We start from the raw sequence: 20618 nt of genomic DNA, 5'->3' as shown, positions 1-20618 counted from the left end.
AGGCCACGACGCCCGTCCGGGAACTTCCATGGACTTCTTTGCCCAACAGGCCCGCGTCCGCGGCAGCAGCCGCAGGCTGGTGGCGTTGTTTGCGCTGGCGGTGGTTGCCATCGTGGCGGCGATCGACTTCGTGGTGTGGTTCACCATGGGCCACCATTCCGTCGACGGCGAACCGGTAGCGTCCAACCTGCCGTTGCTGTTCGGCAGCAGCGCGGCGATTGTCGCCGGCATCGGCCTGAGTTCGATGTTCCGCATCATGAGCCTGTCCGGCGGTGGCAAGACCGTGGCCGAGAGCGTGGGCGCCGTGTTGGTGCCTACCGATACCCGGGACCCCCAGTTGCGTCAGTTGCGCAACGTGATCGAGGAAGTCGCTATCGCCGCTGGCGTGCCGGTGCCGGACATCTATTTGATGCAGGAAGAGTCAGGCATCAACGCGTTTGCTGCTGGCTATTCGGCGTCGGATGCGGCGGTGTGCGTGACCCAGGGTTGCCTTGACCAACTCAGTCGCGACGAACTGCAGGGCGTGATCGCCCACGAATTCAGCCATGTGTTGAATGGCGACATGCGACTCAATATCCGCCTGATGGGCTTGCTGTTCGGCATTCTGGTGCTGGCGATTGTGGGGCGCAGGGTGATCTGGTTTGGTGGCGGCCGTGACAGTCGGCGCGGTGGCGGCAACGTGGCGTTGATTGGCTTGGCGCTGATCGTGGTTGGTTACATCGGCTATTTCTTTGCGCGATTGATCCAGGCGGCCGTATCGCGTTCACGCGAATCGCTGGCCGATGCGTCGGCGGTGCAGTTCACCCGCCAGACGGATGGCATCGCCGGTGCACTGAAGAAAATCGCGGTGCTCAGTGAAGGGTCCCGACTGCAAGTGGCGAACAAGCAGGAAGTGGCGCACATGCTGTTCGGCGAGGCCGGCAAGTTCAACGCACTGTTCGCAACCCATCCGCCGCTGATCGATCGCATCCGCGCGCTGGAGCCGGGTTTTCGCGAAGAGGAACTGGTTCGGCTTGGGGTGGCCATGCAGCGTGCCGCGATGCAGCCGGTAACCAGTCCACCTGCAGCTCCCGCACCGATGCGCGGTGGCGCTATTCCCGGCATGGTCGTGCCATCGGTGTTGCCAGCCGTGCTGACAGGCGCCATGGCTGCCGGGGGCGTGGCAAACACGGCGCAATTCCAGCGCGCCGCGGCGGTGCACCAGTCGATGCCGGAGAGTTTGAAGCAGGCCGTGCAGCAACCCGAGTCCGCGCTTGCCGTGGTGCTGGCGCTGGCGGCATCGGCTGCGCAGCCGATGCCGTCGCAGCGACGGATCATTGCCGATGCGTTTGGTGACGACGTGCAGCAAGCGGTACAGAGTTTCACCGGTGAACTGAGGGCGCTGGCACCCATGGCGCGTCTGCCGCTGGTCTCGCTGGCCTTCCCTGCATTGAAGCAATTGCCGACGGGGCGTCAGCAGGTGCTGCTGGCCACGCTGGATGCGGTGGTCAATGCCGATGGCAAGGTCGATCTCAACGAGTACTGTCTTGCCCGTCTGGTGCGTCTGCAGTTGCTTGAAGCACAACAGCCGCGTCGGGCACCGGTCGATGGCGTGAAGAAGTTGCCGGCATGCCGGGCCAGCGTGACGCTGGTTTGCGCCATCGTTGCGGCAGGGGGCTGTTCGGATGAGGCGAACGCGCGCCGTGCCTGGCTGGTCGCGATGCAGAATGCCTTTCCAGGTGAGGCGATGAATTGGGTCCCGCCACCAGCCGCCTGGCAGCCGCCGTTCGAGCGTGCGCTGGACGATCTGGACGGCTTGCTGCCGATCGCCAAGGAGCTGGTGATCCAGAGCCTGCTGCTGGCTATTCGGGCCGATGGTCAGGTCAGTGTGGAGGAAGCCGAGTTGTTGCGGGTGATCTGCGCCAGCCTGCATTGCGCGGTACCGCCGACGTCTGCTGGTGAGCTGGGGTCGGAGGGAGTTAAGTAGCAACTTAACTCCCTCCGTCCCCTCTCAGATCCTCGCCCAGCATCAGCGCGCTTGCCCGCTCGGCAATCATGATGGTCGGCGCATTGGTATTGCCGCTGGGCAGGTTTGGCATCACCGAGGCATCGACCACGCGCAGCCCCTCGATGCCACGCACACGCAACTCACTATCGACCACGGCGTGATCGTCATGACCCATGCGGCAGCTGCCAACCGGGTGATAAACGGTCTCCGCCTTGCGCCGGATGAAGGCGGTGTACTCGGCATCCGTGGAGAGTCGCTGCTCGGGAAACACGGGCGCACCCCGATGGGGCGCAAACGCGGGCTGATCGAAGATATCGCGTGACACGCGCGCAGCTTCGATCATCATTTTCAGGTCATGGCCTTCCGCATCGCTCAGATAATTTGCGTGGATCGCGATCGGTTGCGCGGGGTTGGCGGAGTGCAGACGCAGTTGGCCACGGCTGCGCGGGTGCAGATAGCAGGCGTGCAGGGTGTAACCGTAGCCGGGCAGGCGGTGGCGGCCGTGATCATCCAGTAGTGCCGGCACGAAATGGAATTGCAGGTCGCAACGCTGGTCGGCAGCCATGCGGCTGCGCATGAAGCCGCCCGCCTCGGCGACATTGGAACTGCCCGGGCCATCGCGGTGACGCCACCAGCGCAGGCCGGCGGATAGTTCGTTGAGGTGGTCGTAGCTGAGCTTGCCCGGGTTGCCGTCAAGCGTGCAGATGTCCAGATGATCCTGCAGGTTTTCGCCAACGCCTTGTAGATCCGCTTCCACCGAAATACCGTGCTCACGCAGATGGTCGGCGGGGCCGAGCCCAGAGAGCATCAACAGCTGCGGCGTGTTGATGGCGCCGGCTGCGAGGATCACTTCGCCCGCTTCAATCCTTTCGCTGTCGTGGCGTCCACGTCGCAGTTGCACGCCGATGGCGCGACCCTGCTCGAGCAGCACCCGTTCAACGAGCACCTTGGTGCGCACAGGCAGGTTGGTTCGTCCGCGCGCGGGTTTCAGAAAGCCTGCTGCGGTCGAGCAGCGCGCGCCGTTGCGCTGGGTCACCTGATACAGGCCGAAGCCGGGTTGGGCGCTGCCGTTGAAGTCGTCGTTGCGTGGGTGTCCCGCGCTGCTCGCCGCATCGATCAATACCTGCGACAACACGTTGACGTAACGCAGGTCGGACACGCCAAGTTCGCCGCCGGTACCATGCAGAGCGCTGGCGCCCCGGCTGTTGTCTTCGCTGCGCAGGAAGTACGGCAGCACGTGGTTCCATGACCATCGCGGGTCGTTGGTGGCTGCGGCCCAGCGGTCGTAGTCGTCGGCAACGCCGCGGATGTAACACATCGCATTGATCGAGCTGGAGCCACCCAGTGTCTTGCCGCGCGGCCACCACAGTCGGCGCTGGTTGAGCGCCGGCTCCGGTTCCGTGTGGTAGTTCCAGTTGGTGCTTTGAATGTTGGCCAGTCGGGCAATGCCGGCTGGCATGTGGATCAGTGGATTCCAGTCGGTTGGGCCGGCTTCCAGCAGCAGTACGCGGGTGGCCGGATTGGCGCTGAGTCGATTGGCCAGCACGCAGCCGGCCGAGCCAGCACCCACAATGATGTAGTCATAGCGGTTCATCAATCGGTAGTCCTCGAAGTGCGAATCTGGCTGCGTGCTAGGCTTGCCGCGCCCCACGCTGGAAGTGCCAAGTGAGTCTGTACCGTCGAACCGTCGTGGCACAAGCTGCAGCGCCAATGCTTTCCGCACTGGCGTTCTTCTTCGTGATGACTTCGTATTACATCATCCGGCCGGTGCGAGACCAGCTCAGTGGCGCCGTGGGTTCGCAGTCGCTGCCACTGTTCTACGGTGCCGTGTTCGCCGTCATGCTGTTGATGACGCCGCTGTTTGGCGCACTGGTGTCGCGCTTTCCACGGCGACAATTGCTGGGCTGGAGCTACAGCTTTTTCATTGTCTGTCTGCTCGCCTTCGTGCCTGCGTTCATGGCGCAGGATCGTATCGGCGCGCGCGAGCTCGGCGTCGTGTTCTTTGTCTGGGTCAGCGTATTCAACCTGTTTGTGGTGTCGCTGTTCTGGAGCTTCATGGCCGACATCTTCAGCAGCGGTCAGGCGCGTCGGGTGTTTTCGCTGATTGCGCTCGGTGGCATGGCGGGTGCGATATTTGGTCCATTGGTGACCAAGCTGCTGGTGCACGTGATCGGCGTGGCGCCCTTGTTGATGGTCTCGGCGCTGTCGCTGGTCGCGTCGCTGTTGCTGCTGCTGCGTTTGTCGGCAGGTCATGATCAGCGGCCCGACAGTCAGGCTGACGAGGTCATCGGTGGTTCGTTGTGGGCCGGCGTCAAGCAGCTGTGGTCACAGCCGTTCCTGCGATACATGGCGTTGCTGATGTTGTTCGGCGACGGCATTGGCACGTTGGCCTATGCGCTGGTCGCCGATTATGCCAAAGCGCATTTTGCTGATGCCGTGGCGCGCACGGCGTTCTACAACAACCTGGATCTGGCTACCAATTTGCTCGGCGCAGTCCTGCAGCTCAGCCTGACGCCGTGGCTGCTGGTGCGCCGCGGTGCCGGCTGGGGGCTGGTGCTGCCCTCGCTGGTCAATCTGATCCTGCTGGCGGGGGTGGCGCTGATCGGCAGCGGCATGGTCTCGCTCTTCGGATACACCGTGCCGCTGCTGCTGGCGGTGATGCTGGTGATCACGCGCGGCTTCGCCTATGGCATGACCAAGCCGGCAGTGGATGCGCTGTACACGCGGGTGCCGCGCGAGACGCGCTACAAGGGCAAGAATTTCGTTGAGACCGCGGTGTGGCGTTTCGGCGACTTGGTGGTGACTAGCGCGGTGAGCTGGTTACGCATGCTCGGCTGGGGCGTCGGCGGGCTGGCACTGGCTGGCGCCGGCGTCGCGGCATTGGCCGCGGTCGTCGCTCGACGGGCGGGCTGGTCGCCGGACCTTGCGCCCGACGAGCACACGGCGGTGAAACCATCGCCCGTCAGCAACAGCTGACGCGCGCGGTGCCGGGCCAAGGACGCGCGTCGCAACGATCCGACGCTTCGTCAGCTGGTGATGTAGCGCTCCAGATGCTCGATCTGTTCGGCTTGCGCGTCGATCACCGCCTTGACCAGATCGCCAATCGAGATCATGCCGACCACCTTGTCACCCTCGACCACCGGCAGGTGGCGGATGCGGCTGTCGGTGCACAGGCGCATGCAATCAAACACGTCGGTTTCCGGCCCGACCGTCACCGGGGTGCCACTCATGATGTCGGACACGGCGGTTTGCGATGAAGAGCGACCCTGCAGGATCACCTTGCGTGCATAGTCGCGTTCGGACATTACCCCGACCAACTGTTCGCCGCGCATCACCAGCAATGCGCCGACGCGATGTTCGGCCATGTGCTTGATGGCCTCCAGCACGGGAGTTTCCGGTGCAACGCTGTAAATCGCATTGCCCTTGCCTTGCAGCAGATGTTTGACCTGACTCATGTGCGGGTCTCCCGTTCGGCCACGGGCGGGCCGTCTGCTTCCGAGTCTAGCGCCGCCTTGGCAGCGGCGTGTAGTGAAGTTGTGAAGCGAGGTTGGTCGGTACGGGCTGCGAATCAGTGGTGGGTGCCGGGCGGTTTTGCCGGAGCGCGACCCTCGATGTAGCCGGGTCCGCCCAATTGGACCATCTGTTGTTCGATCCAGTTGGTGCGGCGCTGCACATACGCGCTGGGACGATCCACGTGCATGCGTCGCGGGCTGGGCAACACTGCCGCCAGCCGTGCGGCTTGAGCCGGCCCCAGTCGTGCCGGGGGGACGTGGAAGTAGGCGTCGCTGGCAGCGCCAACGCCGTAGATGCCGTTGCCCAGCTCGGCGATATTCATGTACACCTCAAGAATCCGCTGCTTGGGCCAGGTCAGTTCGATCAGCACGGTGAAATAGGCTTCCAGCCCCTTGCGTACGAAGCTGCGGCCATTCCACAGAAAAAGATTCTTTGCGGTCTGCTGGCTAAGCGTGCTGGCACCGCGCAGGCGTTTGCCTTCGTCTGCGGCGTCGAGTGCGTTCTGGATCGAGTCGATGTCGAAGCCATGGTGATATGGAAACTTCTGGTCTTCGCCAGCCACCATGGCCAGCGGTACCCAGCTGGAAATCTGCTCCCACGGCACCCAATGCTGCTGCAAGTGGAAGTCCTTTTCGCCGTGCACCCACGCGCCCAACTGCCGTTCCAGCATGACCGCCGAGGTCCATGGCGGCACGAAACGCAGGATCAGCACCAGCAGCCAGCTGAGCGCCAGCCACCCGAGCAGCAGGATCGCGAAGGAACGTAGCAGGCGACGCAGCAGGGGAAGACTGAACAAGGGGCGCATGGGTGGCAGTATAAGGGCCGTTGTAGTGTCGTCGTTGTGACCCCATCTGATGCCACTGGACTGAAACGGAATCATCGACTGTGGAAAAGCTGCCTACCCAAGACGTGCTGCATCGGTTCCTGCTGGAGCGCGCTGGTGTGCGCGGAACCCTGGTCCGGCTGGGGCCGGCGTGGCGTGAGGTTGCCAGTCGCGCGGAGTATCCGGCGCCGCTGCATGCGTTGCTTGGCGAGGCGCTGGCCGCCAGCGCGCTGTTGACCGGCAACATCAAGCTTGATGGTGCGTTGTCGCTCGAGTTGAAAAGCACGGGTGCGTTGCGGTTGTTGTTTGCCGAGTGCAATGACCAGTCACAACTGCGCGGTCTGGCACGCTGGAATGCACCCCTGCCGACGCCGCTGGAGCTGGAGGCACTGCCCGATGCGATCATGGCCATCACCATCGGCAACGTGGAACGCGGCCAGCGCTATCAGGGGCTGGTCGAGCTGCAACACGCCGGGCTGGCCGCCTCGCTGGAAGACTATTTTATCCAGTCCGAGCAATTGCCGGCGCGTATCCTGCTGGCCGCTGATGGTGAGCATGCGGTCGGTTTGATGTTGCAGAAGATGCCCGGTGAGGGTGGCATTGATGCCGTGCACGACGAGGATGCCTGGGATCGTGTTGTCCACCTCACTGCCACGCTGGGCGTGGATGAGTTGCTGGCCAGCCCGCCGGAGGCATTGCTCTATCGCCTGTATCACGAGGAAACGGTGCGGCTATTCGAGCCGCGCGCACTGGCCTTTGGTTGCAGCTGCAGCCGCCAGCGGGTCGGGGCGATGCTGCGTTCGCTGGGTCGTGACGAAGTGGAAGCAGCCTTGCAGGCTCGCGACAACGAGATTGAAGTGATCTGCGAATTCTGCGCGCAGCGTTACCACTTCGATCGCATTGATGCCGAACACTTGCTCAGTGACGGTGCGGCACCCGCAGCACCGGATACAGCGCAATAAGGTGGCTTAGGCCAGCAGCACCGGATGGTCTGCCTTGATCCAGTGGCTGGCCGGTTGTGCCTGGGAAAACAGGAAGCCCTGGCCGTAGCGGCAGCCAATGCGCAACAGCGCCTGCCGTTGCGACTCTTCCTCGATGCCTTCGGCAATCACCTTCAAGCGCAGCGAGTCGGCCAGCACCTGAATGGCGCGCACCATCGCCAGCCCCTGGGTTTCGGATTCATCGGGTGGCAGTTCGATGATGAACGAACGGTCGATCTTCAGTGACTCGAATGGGTACTGGTGCAGGTAGCTGAGCGACGAATAGCCGGTACCGAAATCGTCCAGCGCAATGCCGACGCCCTGGCTTTGCAGGTTCTGCAGGATCTGCTTGACCTGGGTGGGGTTCTCCAGCAACGCGTGTTCGGTGACCTCAATGCGAATGCAGCGCGTGGGCACGGCGTACTGGTCGAACAAGGCCAGCAAACGGAGATCAAGGTCGGCCGAGCGGAAATGCCGGCCGGATACGTTGATGGTGATGAAACCTTCGGTGCCGATCAGGCGCACCGCTTGAGTGCATGCCTGCTCGAAAATCAGCCAGTCGATCGCTTCGGTGCAGCCGCATTCGTCGGCGACCAGCAGGAAGTCACCCGGCAGCAACAGGCCGCGCTTGGGGTGGTGCCAGCGCAGCAGCGCCTCAAAACCGATGATCCGTCCGTTCGACAGTTCCACGATCGGCTGGTAGAACGGCTCGAACTCGTTGCGGCTGATCGCATGGCGCAGGTCGCTTTCCATGTCCAGCAGCGACAGTGCCTCGCGGCGCAGGCGGTCGTCGAACATGGCTGCACGATGACGTCCACCGTCCTTCGCGTTGTACATCGCCGCATCGGCGTCGCGCAGCAGTTCTTCTGGCTGGCGATATTGCGGATTGGCGAGCGCGATGCCGATCGACGCCGAGGTGAAAATTTCCTTGGTGCCCAGTCGGAAGGGAACTTCCAGCTCGCGGATGATGCGTTCGGCGATTTGCATGGGCCGGGCGTTTTCCGCAATGCCTTCCAGCAACACGGCAAATTCATCGCCGCCAAGACGGGCCACCACGTCGCGTGTTTTCAGGCAGGCACGAATGCGACCTCCGACCTGGAACAACAAGTCGTCACCGACCAGATGGCCGACCGAATCATTGATCACCTTGAAGCGATCAAGGTCGATGAACAGCACGGCGAACTGTTCGGTCGAATTGGCGGCGTAACGCTGCATCGCATGTTCCAGACGCTGCAGCAGCAGGGTGCGATTCGGCAGCCCGGTCAGCGAGTCGTGCAGCGTTTCGTACTTGAGTCGTCGCTCGACCCGCTCGCGCTCGGCGATCTGCTCGCGCAGGTCGCGGTTGGCCAGCGCCAGTGCGCGGGTGCGTTCGGTGACGCGGCGCTCCAGTCCGGAGTAGGCCTGCTTCAGCGAGGTGGCTGCCTGCTTGCGTTGCAGCGCGTTGGCGATGTGGTAGCTGACGAAGGTCAGCAGTTCCTGGTCGCGTTCGTTGTAAGTGTGTTCCGGCGCATAGCTTTGCAGTGCGATCACGCCGGTTGCCTTGCCGTCCCAGATCAGCGGAACGCCGAGCCAGCACACGGACCTTGCACCGAAGTGACTGATCTCGCCCAGTGCGCTGAGCCGTTCGATCTCCGGCGGACCGGCGAGTAGCGGCTTGCCATGGCGCAGCACGTATTCGGTAGCGCCGCGGCCATGCGCACGCGGTGGGCGCGCCTTGTCCACGTCGTCCACCGAGTAGGGGAAGGTGAGGTGCCCGCTTTCCTCGTCCACCAGTGCGATGTAGAGATTGCGCGCGTACAGCAGGCCGCCGATGACTTCGTGCGTCGATGCGTAGAATTCGTCCAGGCTCTCTGCGCTATTCGCCAGTTCGGCGATGCGGAACAGCGCAGCCTGCAAGCGTTCGCCATGCTGCCGTTGGAGTACCTGCTGGCGCAGCACGCGGTTGGCCTCGCGCAGTGCCGCCGTGCGGTCCGTAACGCGTCGCGCCAACTCGATATGTGCTTCGCGACGTTCAATCGCCGTCTGCACGTGCTGGGCCACGTAATTGAGCAGTTCGAGATCGTGCTGCGAGTAGTGCGTGTCGGCACGGTAGCTCTGCATCACGATACCGCCCACCACATGTCCGGCACGCAACAGCGGTGCGCCCAGCCAATGCTCGCAACTGGGGCCGAGTGGCCTGTAACGCTCACCCAACTGTTGCTTCAACTCGTCGATGGAGCCCATCAGCGCCCGGCCTTCCTGCAAAAGACTCCAGGTCAGGCTGTACAGCATTTCGCTCAGCGGCAGACTCTGGTCTGGCGGCGGTGGATCGGTATCGACGATGTCGACGTAGTACGGAAAACGTACGGTGTCTGTCGCGGCGTCGTACAGCACGATGTAGAAATTTTCCGCATACATCAGGCTGCTGACGATGGCATGCAGCGCCCGCATCATCTCGGGCATGTCGTGTTCGGAGCCGGCCTGTTCGGCGATGGCGTAAAGCGCACGCTGCAGTCGCTCGGCCAGGGCCAGACGCGAAATGGCCTCGTACAAACGACTGGTCTCGGCAAGATGGCGCAGGCGGATGTCAGCCAGTCGACCCAGCCACTGCAACTGCTCGCGCATGACTTCGGAAGGTGGCTGGTCGGTCCACTCCAGGGTCAACGCGCGCGAGGCTTGCGGATCTTCGGCAAGATCCAGTTGATGGGTCAGCGCGGCCGGGCTGGGCTCCTGCCGCCGCCAGTGAAGGCGGCCCTGAACCCCGAAGTTGGTCAGGATCTGCTCGCACAGTTCCATCACGCTCGCGGCGTCGATCGCTTCGAACAGGCGTTCTACCGCCGTGTGAAGGGTCGCAACATCCCGCGCCACCACAGGTGACGACGAGTAACGGATCGTTGGAGTGGCGCTCATCGTGCTAAGGCTGTTTCCGGAACGGTCAGGCTGGACCGGTATGACACGCCTTTATATCGTGTAAGCCTGCATCCTAGCCAGCGGAACCGTTGAAACTTTGTTGTTGGACGCTGGTCGAACTTGCCGAAGAGCATTTTTGTGCGCGAGCGCTGCTTTTCAGGGTGTTAGTAAAACGTAAAACCGGATACACTCAACGCCCATCCCACCCTCGTGCAGTGAGCAACCGGTTCCTCGCCATGCGTCGCCTCTTTCCCCTCCTGCTGCTGTGTGCGTTGCCGCTTGGTGCGGCCGGCCAGTCTGTGGGTGGCGATCAGCAAATGACGGAAAGCTTGCTGGCACAGCCTGCAGCACCACAGGCCAGTTCCGGCACGGGTACGCTGACTCCGCTGTGGCGTAGCGCTGACGGTCATCTTTTCTCGCTGATGACTGACCGCAGCAGTGCTGCCGAAGCGATGGGCCGGCACGAGCCGCTTGCCTTGCGCGTGGTCGATGGCTCCAGTTTGACCAGCACGGGCGTGCAATATGGCTTGGGCCCGCGCCTGCAAGCACACGCTGAAGTCAGTGAGCTCTCGTGGGCCCATTCGGGTCAGCGCGTGCACGGCAGTGAAGTGGGCGCCACCTATGCGACAGGTCGTTACAGCGTGGGTGTCAGCGTGGGCACCAGCACCACGCCGAATGCCCGCAACGTCTTGCCGCGCGTGCTTCCGGGCGCGACGCCAGGGGTGAACGGCCTGACCAGTTTCGACAGCAGTGCGCAGCTCAACGCGAGTGGGCGACTGGCGCTGGACGGCAAGACCGGCATTGACCTCGGCGCCAGCGTGGGCCGTATCCATCTGCTGCCAGGCAATCTGCTGGGCGTCGATACGCTGGATCAAAAAGCATTGAGTTTCGGTGTCGATCACGGTCCGCTGAGCGGCGTGCTGACCGGTCGCACCATGCAGCCGCAGATGGCCATTCCCGGTGATCTCAATGCAGATCGCCGCTGGAACAGCATCGATCTTGGCGTGACCTGGCGTCTGCCTTGGAGCGGCTCGCTGAGTGTCGGCGCGCAGAACCTGTGGTCTTCCGGCACGGCGGTCAATACGCCCGCAGGGCCGGAGCCGGATCAGTCGCGTACGCCGTACGTGCAGTACCACCAGGATCTCTGAGCGACAGCCAGCGCCACGCGCATCGAAACAATAAAAACGCCGTCGCTTGTGCGACGGCGTTTTTGTTTGGGCGGGTTGGACGCAATTCGCCGTCCCGGCGCGTCTTCAGTCCTGCTTGCGTATACGCAGGTCGCCGCTGAAGGTCTCGATGCCGATCTTGCCCTGGCCCTTGCCCAGCTGCGTGTCGAGCGAGCTGCCGGGCCCGTGCTCGGGTTCGGTGGGCGTACCGAAATCGCTGTGCAGATTGCCGCTGAAGCTGCTTGCATGCAGGCGGGCATTGCTGTTGGCCGGTAGTTGAAGCTGCACATCGCCGCTCATGCTGTCGACATCGATGCTGCCGCCAGCGGTCAATCCGCCGTTCAACTGCACATTGCCCGAGACAGTGCTCAGCGTGAGTTTCTGCCACGGCCCACCACTGGCCTGGATGCGGCCGGAAACAGTCTGCAGCTCGACCTGACTGCCCAGTGCGGGAGCGAGGATGTCGCCGCTTACACTTTGCAGGTTAGCCTTGTCCGCCTGTCCGGCCTGCTCGATCCCGCCGCTCACGCTATCCACCGAGAGCGACGGTGTGCGGGCATTGATGCGCGCCCTGCCACTGACCGTGTTGACCTCGATGGCACCGCCGTCCATGCCGTCAATCACCAGCGGCGCGCTGACCACGTCGACCTCAAGCGAGGCGGCCTTGGGTACATGCAACTCCAGTGTGGTGGGGCCCATCCGGCTATTGCTGCCCCAATTGAGCCAGTGCGAGCTGCCTTGCGCCTCGACCTTGATCTCCAGGTGGTCGTTGCTGCCGGTGATCGCCAATGGCTTGGTGCCGTCACCAAGGCGGCCGCTGACCTGCACTTCATTGCGGTCCCAGGCGATCACGTTCACCGAGCCGGCGACATTGCTGATGCTGATTCGGGCGGTGGCACTGGCGTCGTGACGCAACTGGATCGGTGTGTCGGCGAGGGCCTGGCTGATGCATAGGCATAGCAGGAGCGGAAGATAGCGGGTGATTTTCATGCGTATTCCTTCAGATCTCAGCCGGGCTGACTGGCCAGTTGGCGAAGTTGCTTTTGCTGTTGCTCGGTGCGGCCCAGCAGTCGTTGCAGGGCCGCAGAATCCGGTGCTTGTTGAAGTGCCAGCAAGAGTTCCATGCGCGCCGCATCCAGCTCGATCGCGGCACCACTGAAGCGGGGGTCGGCCGGCTTCCACGGCCCTGTGTTGGCGGCAATGCTGCTCGATGTCAGGGGTGACGGGCCGCGCATGACATGCCAGCCGACACCCAGAGCCAGCAGCAACGAGGCAGCCACGCCTGCACCGGCCAGCCAGCGCCGCCGGGCTCGCCGATGCCGGTCGCCTGCCGCTACGTCACGGCTTTTCGGCTGATCGAGTGCCGCGTCGATCGCGTGCCAGAGATCCCGTGGCGGAGCAACTGGCTGGCGTAGGCGGCGCATCTGCAGACGCCATTCAAATTCATTCATGCCGCTTCTCCCAATACCTTGCGCAGCAAACCGCGTGCGCGATGCAACTGTGCTTTCGAAGTGCCGACCGCCATGCCCAGTTCAAGGCTGATCTCTTCGTGCTTCCAGCCTTCAATGTCATGCAAGACCAGCACGGCGCGGGCGCGCGGCGGCAGCATGCTGATGGCGTGTGCCAGTTCCTCGCGTTCGGCGGCGCAAAAGGGCATCGCACCGATGTCCGGCATCTGCTCGTCGTCCAGCATGCTCACCGGGTCGGCGCCACGGGCACGGATATCCATCAGTGCCACGTTGACCGCGAGTCGGTACAGCCAAGTGCCGAAGGCGCTTTCATGGCGAAATCCGGGCAGCTTCTGCCAGGCGCGCACGAAGGCTTCCTGGGTCAGGTCTTCGGCGCGGGCATGGTCGTAACCCGCCAGTCGAAAGACTGCGCCATGCACGCGGCCACTGTGCAGGTGATACAACCGCTGAAACGCTTGCCGGTCGCCGGCTGCGGCGGCGCGCACGTCGTCGCTGTCGAGGTTTCCCGCTGACGCAGGCGACATGGAGTTTCCGGTGGCGGGGCAGGTGGCGATCATCTTGCCAGCTTGGATGCGCCGTCGTGCGAAAGGGTTTGAAGCATCGCGGGTCGCCGTGCTGGCGACCCGCGATGGGCGGTACTCAGGAGGCTGCGGCGCTGCGTGCCGGCTGTTCGGCGTCGACCAGTGCCTTGGCGACGCGTTGCTGTTCCCGCTGCAGGCGTTCGGGCAGGCGCGGCGCAAAGCTGGCGAGGTAGTCGCCGATGGCGGTCAGTTCGGTCTGCCAGCCGGCGTTGTCGACTTGCAGCAGTTCATCCAGTTGGGCGCGATCCAGCTTGAGGCCGGCCAGATTCAACTCGCCTTCCGCTGGCAGGATACCGATGGGCGTCTGTTCGCCGCTGACGCGACCGTCGGCGCGGTTGATCATCCATTCCAGCACGCGCAGGTTTTCGCCGAAGCCCGGCCACAGGAATTTGCCGTCTGCGCCCTTGCGGAACCAGTTGACGTGGAAGACCTTGGGCAGCTTCGCGGCGGGCTGATCGAACGACAGCCAGTGGGCGAAATAGTCACCGTAGTGATAGCCGCAGAACGGTTTCATCGCCATCGAGTCACGGCGCAGCACGCCGACCGCGCCGGTGGCCGCCGCCGTGGTTTCCGAACCCATCGCGGCGCCCATCAGCACGCCATGAGTCCAGTCACGCGCTTCCATCACCAGCGGCAACAGCGAAGGGCGACGGCCACCGAACACGATGGCGCTGATCGGCACGCCCTGCGCGGCCTCGGCCATTTCCGACCAGGTGGGGCACTGCTGCGCGCTGACCGTGAAGCGCGAATTGGGATGCGCCGCCGGGCCGTTGGCCGGGTCGTACGGACGCCCCTGCCAATCGGTGACCGGTGTGCCGGGCAGGCCTTCCCACCACGGCTGGTTATCGGCGGTGACGGCGACGTTGGTGAAAATGGTGTCGTGCGAGATGCTCTTCAGCGCGTTCGGGTTGGTGTTGTTACTGGTGCCCGGTGCCACGCCGAAGAAGCCGGCCTCCGGGTTGATCGCATAGAGACGTCCATCTGCACCGGGGCGCATCCAGCAGATGTCGTCGCCAACCGTCCAGACTTTCCAGCCGTCCTGACGATAGGCTTCCGGCGGAATCAGCATCGCCAGGTTGGTCTTGCCGCAGGCCGACGGGAAGGCCGCGGCGATGTAATGCTTTTCACCCTGCGGGTTTTCGATGCCGACGATCAGCATGTGCTCGGCCAGCCAGCCTTCCGTGCGCGCCTGGTTGCTGGCGATGCGCAGCGCATGGCATTTCTTGCCGAGCAGCGCATTGCCGCCGTAACCCGAGCCGTAGGACTTGATCGACAACTCGGCCGGGAAATGCATGATCCAGCGCCGCTCGGGGTCGAGCTCACCCTTGGAGTGCAGGCCCTTTACGAAGCTGCCTTCGTGTTCGATCCGCGCCTGCGCGGCGGCGCCCATGCGGGTCATGATCTTCATGTTGGCGACGACGTACGGGCTGTCGGTAATTTCAACGCCGCAGCGCGACAGCGGTGAGTCGATCGGGCCCATGCAGTACGGGATCACGTACATGGTTCGCCCGGCCATGCAGCCGTCAAACAGCGCATCGATCTTGGCGTGCGCCTCGGCCGGGTCCATCCAGTGATTGTTCGGACCGGCGTCGTCCCGGTTCGGATGGCAGACCAGGGTGAGATGCTCGACGCGGGCCACGTCGGTGGGATGCGAGCGATGCAGGTAGCAGCCTGGATGAGTCAGCTGGTTCAATTCGATCAGTGTGCCGTCGGCCAGCATCTGCTGTACCAGGGACTGATATTCGGCATCCGAGCCGTCGCACCAATGAATGCTTGCAGGGCGGGTAAGGGCGGCAACTTCATCGACCCACTGCGCGAGCGCTTCCAGCTTGCTGGTCATCGTGTCCTCGTGATGTTTTTTGAAAAAGTGATCGGAAACGGTAGTTTGCGATCACTGGTATTGCAAGGTTTGACGCAACAAAAAACGGCGCCGAATGGCGCCGTTCAAGGGTTTGCGGGGGCGCTGTCTCAAGCTGGAATCAGCACCGCGATCATGTGTTCGACATAGGCGTCGAACTCTTCCAGATTCAACCGTGGCAGCCCCAGCGTGAAGTTGAGCTGCAGGAAACCGACATAGGCGGCATACGTCAGCCGTGCCCGGTTCAATGCTTGCGGCGGCGGCAGGCCGGACTCGCGATACGCGGTGGTGAGGAATTCCATGCGTCGCTGCGATACCCGGGCAATCACCGGCACCACCTGTGGATGATCCAGTGCCTTCAACAGCGCGGCATAGACCCGATGCGGCTGCAACTCGTGGGCCACTCGACGGAACAGCTCGGGCAGGCGTTCGCGCGGATCGCTGATCTGCTCGATCTGGCCAAGCACTTCGCGCTCGCCGTACTGCTCCCAGCGCTCCAGCGCCGCAAGCAACAAGGCTTCGCGAGTGCGGAAATGCCAATAGAAGCTGCCCTTGGTCACGCCGAGCTGGCGGGCCAGTGCTTCAACGGCCAACGCGCCCACGCCCTGTTCGGCGATCAGCTGCAGGGCGGCGAGTTCCCAATCTTCGGCCGATAGCCGGGTGCGTTCTGGCTTGCTGCTTACATTCATGTCCGTATGGTAGCCAGACAGCATGCATTTGTAATGCATGCACTGTCGTGGGTCGGGCGGATACAAGCGCCAGCGGCGATGCTGCCGGTACAGGCGGCGAGGTTGACGAGGTTCGTCGGAGCAATCCATACTCCTACGTATGGTCGTTCATCCATTCCCCGCCACCTGCACTCGTTTCGAAGTCGCCGATCTGACGCTGGCGATGGAGACGCGTCACGCCCACGGTGCCCCCGGCTTGTTGTTCGCGCACGGCTTCGGCCAGACCCGCCACGCCTGGAATGGCGCGGCGTCAGCATTGGCGGATGCCGGCTGCCGTTGCGTGACGTTCGACAGCCGTGGTCATGGCGAGAGTGATCGGCTGGTCGGTGCTGGCGGCTACCACATGGATCAGTTCGCCGACGACCTGCGCCGCGTCGCCGCCGCCCAGCCGCAACTGCCGATTCTGGTGGGTGCTTCGATGGGCGGTCTGCTCGGCATGGTGCTGGCCGGGGAAACACATCCCGCGCCGTTTCGTGCGCTGGTGCTGGTCGACATCACGCCACGCTGGGAAACCGCCGGGGTAGAACGCATCCTCGCTTTCATGCAGGCGCATCCGGACGGCTTCGACAGTTATGCCGACGCGGCCGAGCAGATCGCCGCCTATCTGCCGCAACGACGCGAACGCAAGAGCGAGCAGCAATTGCGCCCGTTGCTGCGCGAAGGCATTGATGGCCGACTGCGCTGGCACTGGGACCCTGCCTTGCTGGCCGGCGACCTGGTGCAGGAAAGCGAGCGCTACCAGCCGCGCCTGCAGGCGGCAGCGACGAAGATCGACGTGCCCGTGCTGCTGCTGTCCGGTGCACGCAGCGATGTCGTGTCGCGCGCCACCGTCGACGAATTTCTGCAGCTGGTGCCGCATGCCATACATATCGAGCTGCCGCACGCCACCCACATGGTGGCTGGTGACGCGAATGATGCTTTCACACGCGAAGTCGTGCGCTTCGTGCAGAGTCTGGATTCACTCCCCGTCGACCGGCCGACTGCCGGCGGCGTTTCATCGCAATGAGGTGTTGAGATGTCCGTGCTACTGACCTTGCTGGCGGCGTTGATTGCCACCGGCGCCTGCGCCTACCACCGCACCAGCCTGCGTACCTGGGCGCTCGTCACCATCATCGCCACGCTGGTGGTGGGGTTGCTGGCTCATGCGCCGTGGACCATGGCGATCCTGTTGATCATCGAACTGCTGATTGCGGTGCCGCTGCTGCTGGTGGACTTCCGTCGCAGCCAGATCAGCGCGCCCTTGCTGAAAATGTTCGCCAAGGTCACGCCGAAGTTGTCGGAGACCGAGCAGACCGCGCTGGAGGCTGGCACGGTCGGCTTCGAAGGCGAGCTGTTTTCCGGCAAGCCGGACTGGCACGAGCTGCTCAAGCAGCCGAAGCCCGAGTTGAGTGTGGAAGAGCAGGCCTTCATGGACGGCCCGGTCGAACAACTTTGCGCGATGATCGATGACTGGCAGATCACCCACGAGCTGGCCGACTTGCCACCGAACGTGTGGGAGTTCATCAAGAAGAACCGCTTCTTCGGCATGATCATTCCCAAGCAGTACGGCGGCCTGCAGTTCTCCGCGCTGGCGCATTCGGCGGTGCTGCAGAAACTCAACAGCATGTCGGCGACAGTGGCCTCGACGGTGGCCGTGCCGAACTCGCTCGGACCCGCCGAACTACTGCTGCATTACGGCAGCGACGAACAGAAGAATCACTACTTGCCGCGGCTGGCCGTGGGCGAGGAAATTCCCTGCTTCGCGCTGACCGGACCGTATGCCGGTTCGGACGCCACCTCGATTCCCGACACCGGTATTGTTTGCAAGCAGATCGTGGATGGCGTGGAGACGCTGGGCATCAGGCTCAACTTCGACAAGCGCTACATCACGCTGGCACCGGTCGCCACGGTGGTCGGTCTGGCCTTCCGCATGTTCGATCCGCAGCATCTGCTCGGTGACAAGGAAGACCTCGGCATCACCCTCGCGCTGTTGCCGCGCTCGACACCGGGGCTGGAGATCGGTCGTCGCCACTTCCCGTTGAACGTGCCGTTCCAGAATGGGCCGGTGCGCGGGAAAGATATTTTCGCGCCGCTGTCGGTGCTGATCGGTGGCCCGCACATGGCCGGTCACGGCTGGCGCATGCTGGTCGAATGCCTGTCGGTGGGGCGCGCGATCTCGCTGCCGTCCAATGCCACTGGCGGTATGCGCGCCTCCGCGCTGGCCACCGGTGCGTATGCCCGCATGCGAAAGCAGTTCGGTCTGGCGGTTGCCCGTTTCGAAGGCGTCGAGGAAGCGTTGGCGCGCATTGGCGGCCTGACCTACGCCACCGCGGCGTTGTCGCGTGCGACAGCGGCCGCCGTTGATCGCGGCGAGAAGCCCGCGGTGCCGTCCGCCATCGCCAAGTACCACGCCACTGAATGGGCGCGACAGATCGCCAGCGATACCATGGATGTGCACGGCGGCAAGGCGGTGCAACTCGGGCCAAGCAACTACGCCGGGCGTGGCTGGTCGGCGGTGCCGATCGCGATTACCGTGGAAGGCGCGAACATCATGACGCGCAGCCTGATGATCTTCGGTCAGGGCGCCATTCGCTGCCATCCGTATGTACTGAAGGAAATGCAGGCACTGTCGATCACGGATCGCGACGAGCAGTTGAAAGTTTTCGATCGCTTGCTGTTCAACCATATCGGCTTCGGCATCTCCAATGCGGTGCGCAGCCTGGCCATGGGCCTGAGCGGTGCCAGCATCGGTGAAACCGCGGGTGACGCCTATACGCGTCGCTACTACCGCAAGCTGGATCGCTACTCGGCCGCGCTGGCGTTGTGTGCCGATGTGTTCATGGGCGTGCTTGGCGGCAAGTTGAAGTTCAAGGAAAAGTTGTCTGCGCGCCTGGGTGACGTGCTGAGCTATCTGTACATCGCCAGCAGCATGCTCAAGCAATACGAAGACAATGGCCGGCCGGAGGCGGATCGACCGTTCCTGGCCTGGGGTTTCCACCAGTGCATGTGGCTGATCCAGAACGCGCTGGATGGTGCCATTCGCAACTTTCCGGTGCGCCCGGTGGCGTGGTTGTTGCGCGCGCTGGTGTTTCCGCTGGGCCGTCGCGAAGTGCCGCCGTCGGATCGCCTGGGGCGTCGGGTTGCCGCGCTGCTCACGGCACCGAACGAAGCGCTCGATCGTCTCACCGAATGGGTTTACACCACGCCCACGCCAAACAACACGATCGGTCGCATGAAGGCGCTGTTGCCCGACGTGATCGCGGCCGAGCCGGTGGATCGCAAGTTCGGCAAGGCGCTGAAGTCCGGCCAGTTCAAGTCGCACGACTATCTGGAGCAGCTCGTCGAAGCCCAGCAGGCTGGGCTGATCTCGGAGGCCGAGGCTGACTTGTTGCGCCGGGTGCGCGAGGGCGTGTTCGAGTTCATCTCGGTGGACGATTTCGATACCGACGAATTGCGTGCGTTCAAGATTCGTCCGGTCAACTCCGCCGGGGACTAATCGCTTCGATCATGCCGCCACCGCTTCCCGGTGGCGGCATCCGTTTCATTGGGTCGCCAGCACGCAGCGATTCTTGCCGTCGCGTTTGGCTTCGTACATGGCGCGATCTGCCGCGTGAATCAGCTGCTCATCGGCATCGCCAAGTCCGCTCGGTGCATACGCGGCGATACCGATGCTGCCGCTGACGTGCACCTCGATCAGCTCGCCGTTGACGCGTAGATGGCAGGGTTCGGCGAGGGTTTCGCAGAGGGTCTGGCACAAGCGCAGGGCTACTTGCGGGTCGTCGATTTCTTCGAGGATCAACGCGAACTCATCGCCGCCCAGTCGCGCCACGGTATCGTTGCCGCGCAGCTGCTGGGTCAGACGCTTGGAAATTTCCTGCAGCAGCGCGTCACCGGTGGCATGACCGTGGTTGTCGTTGACGCCCTTGAAGCCGTCGATGTCGATGTAGGCCAGTGCAAAGCGGTTCTGGTGACGATTGGCGCGCTGGATTGCACCGTGCAGGCGGTCGTAGAACAGCACGCGATTGGGCAGGCCGGTCAGCGCATCGTGGCTGGCCTGATGACGCACCATTTCTTCCACCAGCTTGCGTTCGGCAATCTCGCGTTTCAGGGCTTCGTTGCGCTCTGCCAGTTCGCTCATGGCTTCACTCAGCTTCATGCGCGCCGAGTGCAGTTCCAGGAATACACGAACCTTGGCCTGCAGGATCACGTCGTTGATCGGCTTGGCGATGTAGTCGACGGCGCCGGAGTGATAGCCCTTGAGCCGGTTCATGTCGTCAACATAGGCGGCCGTGACGAAGATGATCGGCGTCTCGTTGAAGTGCTCGGCTTCGCCAAGCAGGCTGGCGACCTCGAAGCCATCCATGTCAGGCATGTTGACATCGAGCAGGATCAGGGCGAATTGGTGATCCAGGCATAACGCCAGCGCCTGGTTGCCGCTGCTGGCCTCGATCAGCTCCGCGCCGCTACGCGCCAGCAGACGGCGCATTGCCACGAGGTTGGCCGGCGTGTCGTCAACGATGAGAATTTTTGCTGTCATCCGCCTCGCCACCCTTCGCCCAGTTGCTGTTTTGGCCAGCTACCCTAGCTGATAAGCGCCTCTGCTGGCGTGAAGCCCGGCGTGCTTGGCCGCGCATTGCCGCTGGAA

Annotated in this window: 15 protein-coding genes and 1 pseudogene; 6 read left to right on the top strand and 10 right to left on the bottom strand. The window is 63.4% G+C overall.

What is annotated here, in order from left to right; genetic code table 11:
- The first annotated feature begins 28 nt into the window (after positions 1-28).
- Positions 29-1966 carry a M48 family metallopeptidase gene (locus PY254_RS17085; RefSeq protein WP_281013256.1) on the top strand — a complete coding sequence of 646 codons (1938 nt, stop codon included), beginning with the start codon at positions 29-31 and terminating at the stop codon, positions 1964-1966.
- A 4-nt stretch (positions 1967-1970) separates the two neighbouring features.
- Here the strand turns inward: PY254_RS17085 and PY254_RS17080 are convergent, their stop codons facing one another.
- Positions 1971-3581 carry a GMC family oxidoreductase gene (locus PY254_RS17080; RefSeq protein WP_281013255.1) on the bottom strand — a complete coding sequence of 537 codons (1611 nt, stop codon included), beginning with the start codon at positions 3579-3581 and terminating at the stop codon, positions 1971-1973.
- 116 nt (positions 3582-3697) lie between these two features.
- Here PY254_RS17080 and PY254_RS17075 point away from each other — a divergent pair, with 116 nt between their 5' ends.
- Positions 3698-4963, top strand: a complete 1266-nt coding sequence (locus PY254_RS17075; protein WP_281015260.1) for an NTP/NDP exchange transporter — start codon at positions 3698-3700, stop codon at positions 4961-4963.
- Positions 4964-5013: 50 nt separating this feature from the next.
- Here PY254_RS17075 and PY254_RS17070 read toward each other — a convergent pair whose 3' ends face one another.
- Entirely contained in the window at positions 5014-5442 is a 429-nt protein-coding gene (locus PY254_RS17070) for a CBS domain-containing protein (RefSeq protein WP_281013254.1), read from the bottom strand.
- A gap of 113 nt (positions 5443-5555) precedes the next feature.
- Positions 5556-6305 (bottom strand): monofunctional biosynthetic peptidoglycan transglycosylase, encoded by a 750-nt coding sequence (gene mtgA / locus PY254_RS17065; RefSeq protein ID WP_281013253.1) that lies wholly within the window; start codon positions 6303-6305, stop codon positions 5556-5558.
- A gap of 80 nt (positions 6306-6385) precedes the next feature.
- Between mtgA and PY254_RS17060 the strand changes: the two genes are divergently transcribed.
- Entirely contained in the window at positions 6386-7285 is a 900-nt protein-coding gene (locus PY254_RS17060; RefSeq protein ID WP_281013252.1) for an Hsp33 family molecular chaperone HslO, read from the top strand.
- Positions 7286-7291: 6 nt separating this feature from the next.
- Here PY254_RS17060 and PY254_RS17055 read toward each other — a convergent pair whose 3' ends face one another.
- The gene (locus tag PY254_RS17055; RefSeq protein ID WP_281013251.1) at positions 7292-10192 is read right to left on the bottom strand and encodes a bifunctional diguanylate cyclase/phosphodiesterase; all 2901 of its coding nucleotides are present in this window, start codon (positions 10190-10192) and stop codon (positions 7292-7294) included.
- 236 nt (positions 10193-10428) lie between these two features.
- On the opposite strand from PY254_RS17055, the gene PY254_RS17050 reads away from it, so the two are divergent.
- Complete coding sequence (locus tag PY254_RS17050) at positions 10429-11340, top strand: hypothetical protein (protein WP_281013250.1); 912 nt, start codon at positions 10429-10431, stop codon at positions 11338-11340.
- A gap of 105 nt (positions 11341-11445) precedes the next feature.
- Here PY254_RS17050 and PY254_RS17045 read toward each other — a convergent pair whose 3' ends face one another.
- The 5 genes and pseudogenes from PY254_RS17045 to PY254_RS17025 all read right to left on the bottom strand — a co-directional run bounded on the left by PY254_RS17045 (position 11446) and on the right by PY254_RS17025 (position 15955).
- Complete coding sequence (locus tag PY254_RS17045) at positions 11446-12348, bottom strand: DUF4097 family beta strand repeat-containing protein (RefSeq protein ID WP_281013249.1); 903 nt, start codon at positions 12346-12348, stop codon at positions 11446-11448.
- Between the two features lie 17 nt (positions 12349-12365).
- Complete coding sequence (locus tag PY254_RS17040) at positions 12366-12809, bottom strand: hypothetical protein (protein ID WP_281013248.1); 444 nt, start codon at positions 12807-12809, stop codon at positions 12366-12368.
- Positions 12806-13351 (bottom strand): RNA polymerase sigma factor, encoded by a 546-nt coding sequence (locus tag PY254_RS17035; protein WP_281013247.1) that lies wholly within the window; start codon positions 13349-13351, stop codon positions 12806-12808. Before PY254_RS17035 ends, PY254_RS17040 begins: the two co-directional genes overlap by 4 nt.
- Before the next feature lie 115 nt (positions 13352-13466).
- A pseudogene (locus PY254_RS17030) lies at positions 13467-15257 on the bottom strand (phosphoenolpyruvate carboxykinase (GTP)); the annotation flags it as partial.
- A gap of 119 nt (positions 15258-15376) precedes the next feature.
- Entirely contained in the window at positions 15377-15955 is a 579-nt protein-coding gene (locus PY254_RS17025; RefSeq protein ID WP_281013246.1) for a TetR/AcrR family transcriptional regulator, read from the bottom strand.
- Between the two features lie 139 nt (positions 15956-16094).
- Here PY254_RS17025 and PY254_RS17020 point away from each other — a divergent pair, with 139 nt between their 5' ends.
- Both PY254_RS17020 and PY254_RS17015 read left to right on the top strand, forming a co-directional pair.
- Positions 16095-17000 (top strand): alpha/beta fold hydrolase, encoded by a 906-nt coding sequence (locus PY254_RS17020; RefSeq protein WP_281013245.1) that lies wholly within the window; start codon positions 16095-16097, stop codon positions 16998-17000.
- A gap of 9 nt (positions 17001-17009) precedes the next feature.
- Positions 17010-19469, top strand: a complete 2460-nt coding sequence (locus tag PY254_RS17015; protein ID WP_281013244.1) for an acyl-CoA dehydrogenase — start codon at positions 17010-17012, stop codon at positions 19467-19469.
- Between the two features lie 45 nt (positions 19470-19514).
- On the opposite strand, the gene PY254_RS17010 is transcribed toward PY254_RS17015, so the two are convergent.
- Positions 19515-20510: a diguanylate cyclase domain-containing protein gene (locus PY254_RS17010; protein WP_281013243.1), complete on the bottom strand. Its 996-nt coding sequence runs from the start codon at positions 20508-20510 to the stop codon at positions 19515-19517.
- Positions 20511-20618 lie beyond the last annotated feature (108 nt).

The organism is Rhodanobacter sp. AS-Z3, assembly GCF_029224025.1.
Taxonomy (GTDB): domain Bacteria; phylum Pseudomonadota; class Gammaproteobacteria; order Xanthomonadales; family Rhodanobacteraceae; genus Rhodanobacter.
The sequence above is the reverse complement of the archived record's forward strand: the minus strand, read 5'-3'. Positions and strand labels throughout refer to the sequence as shown.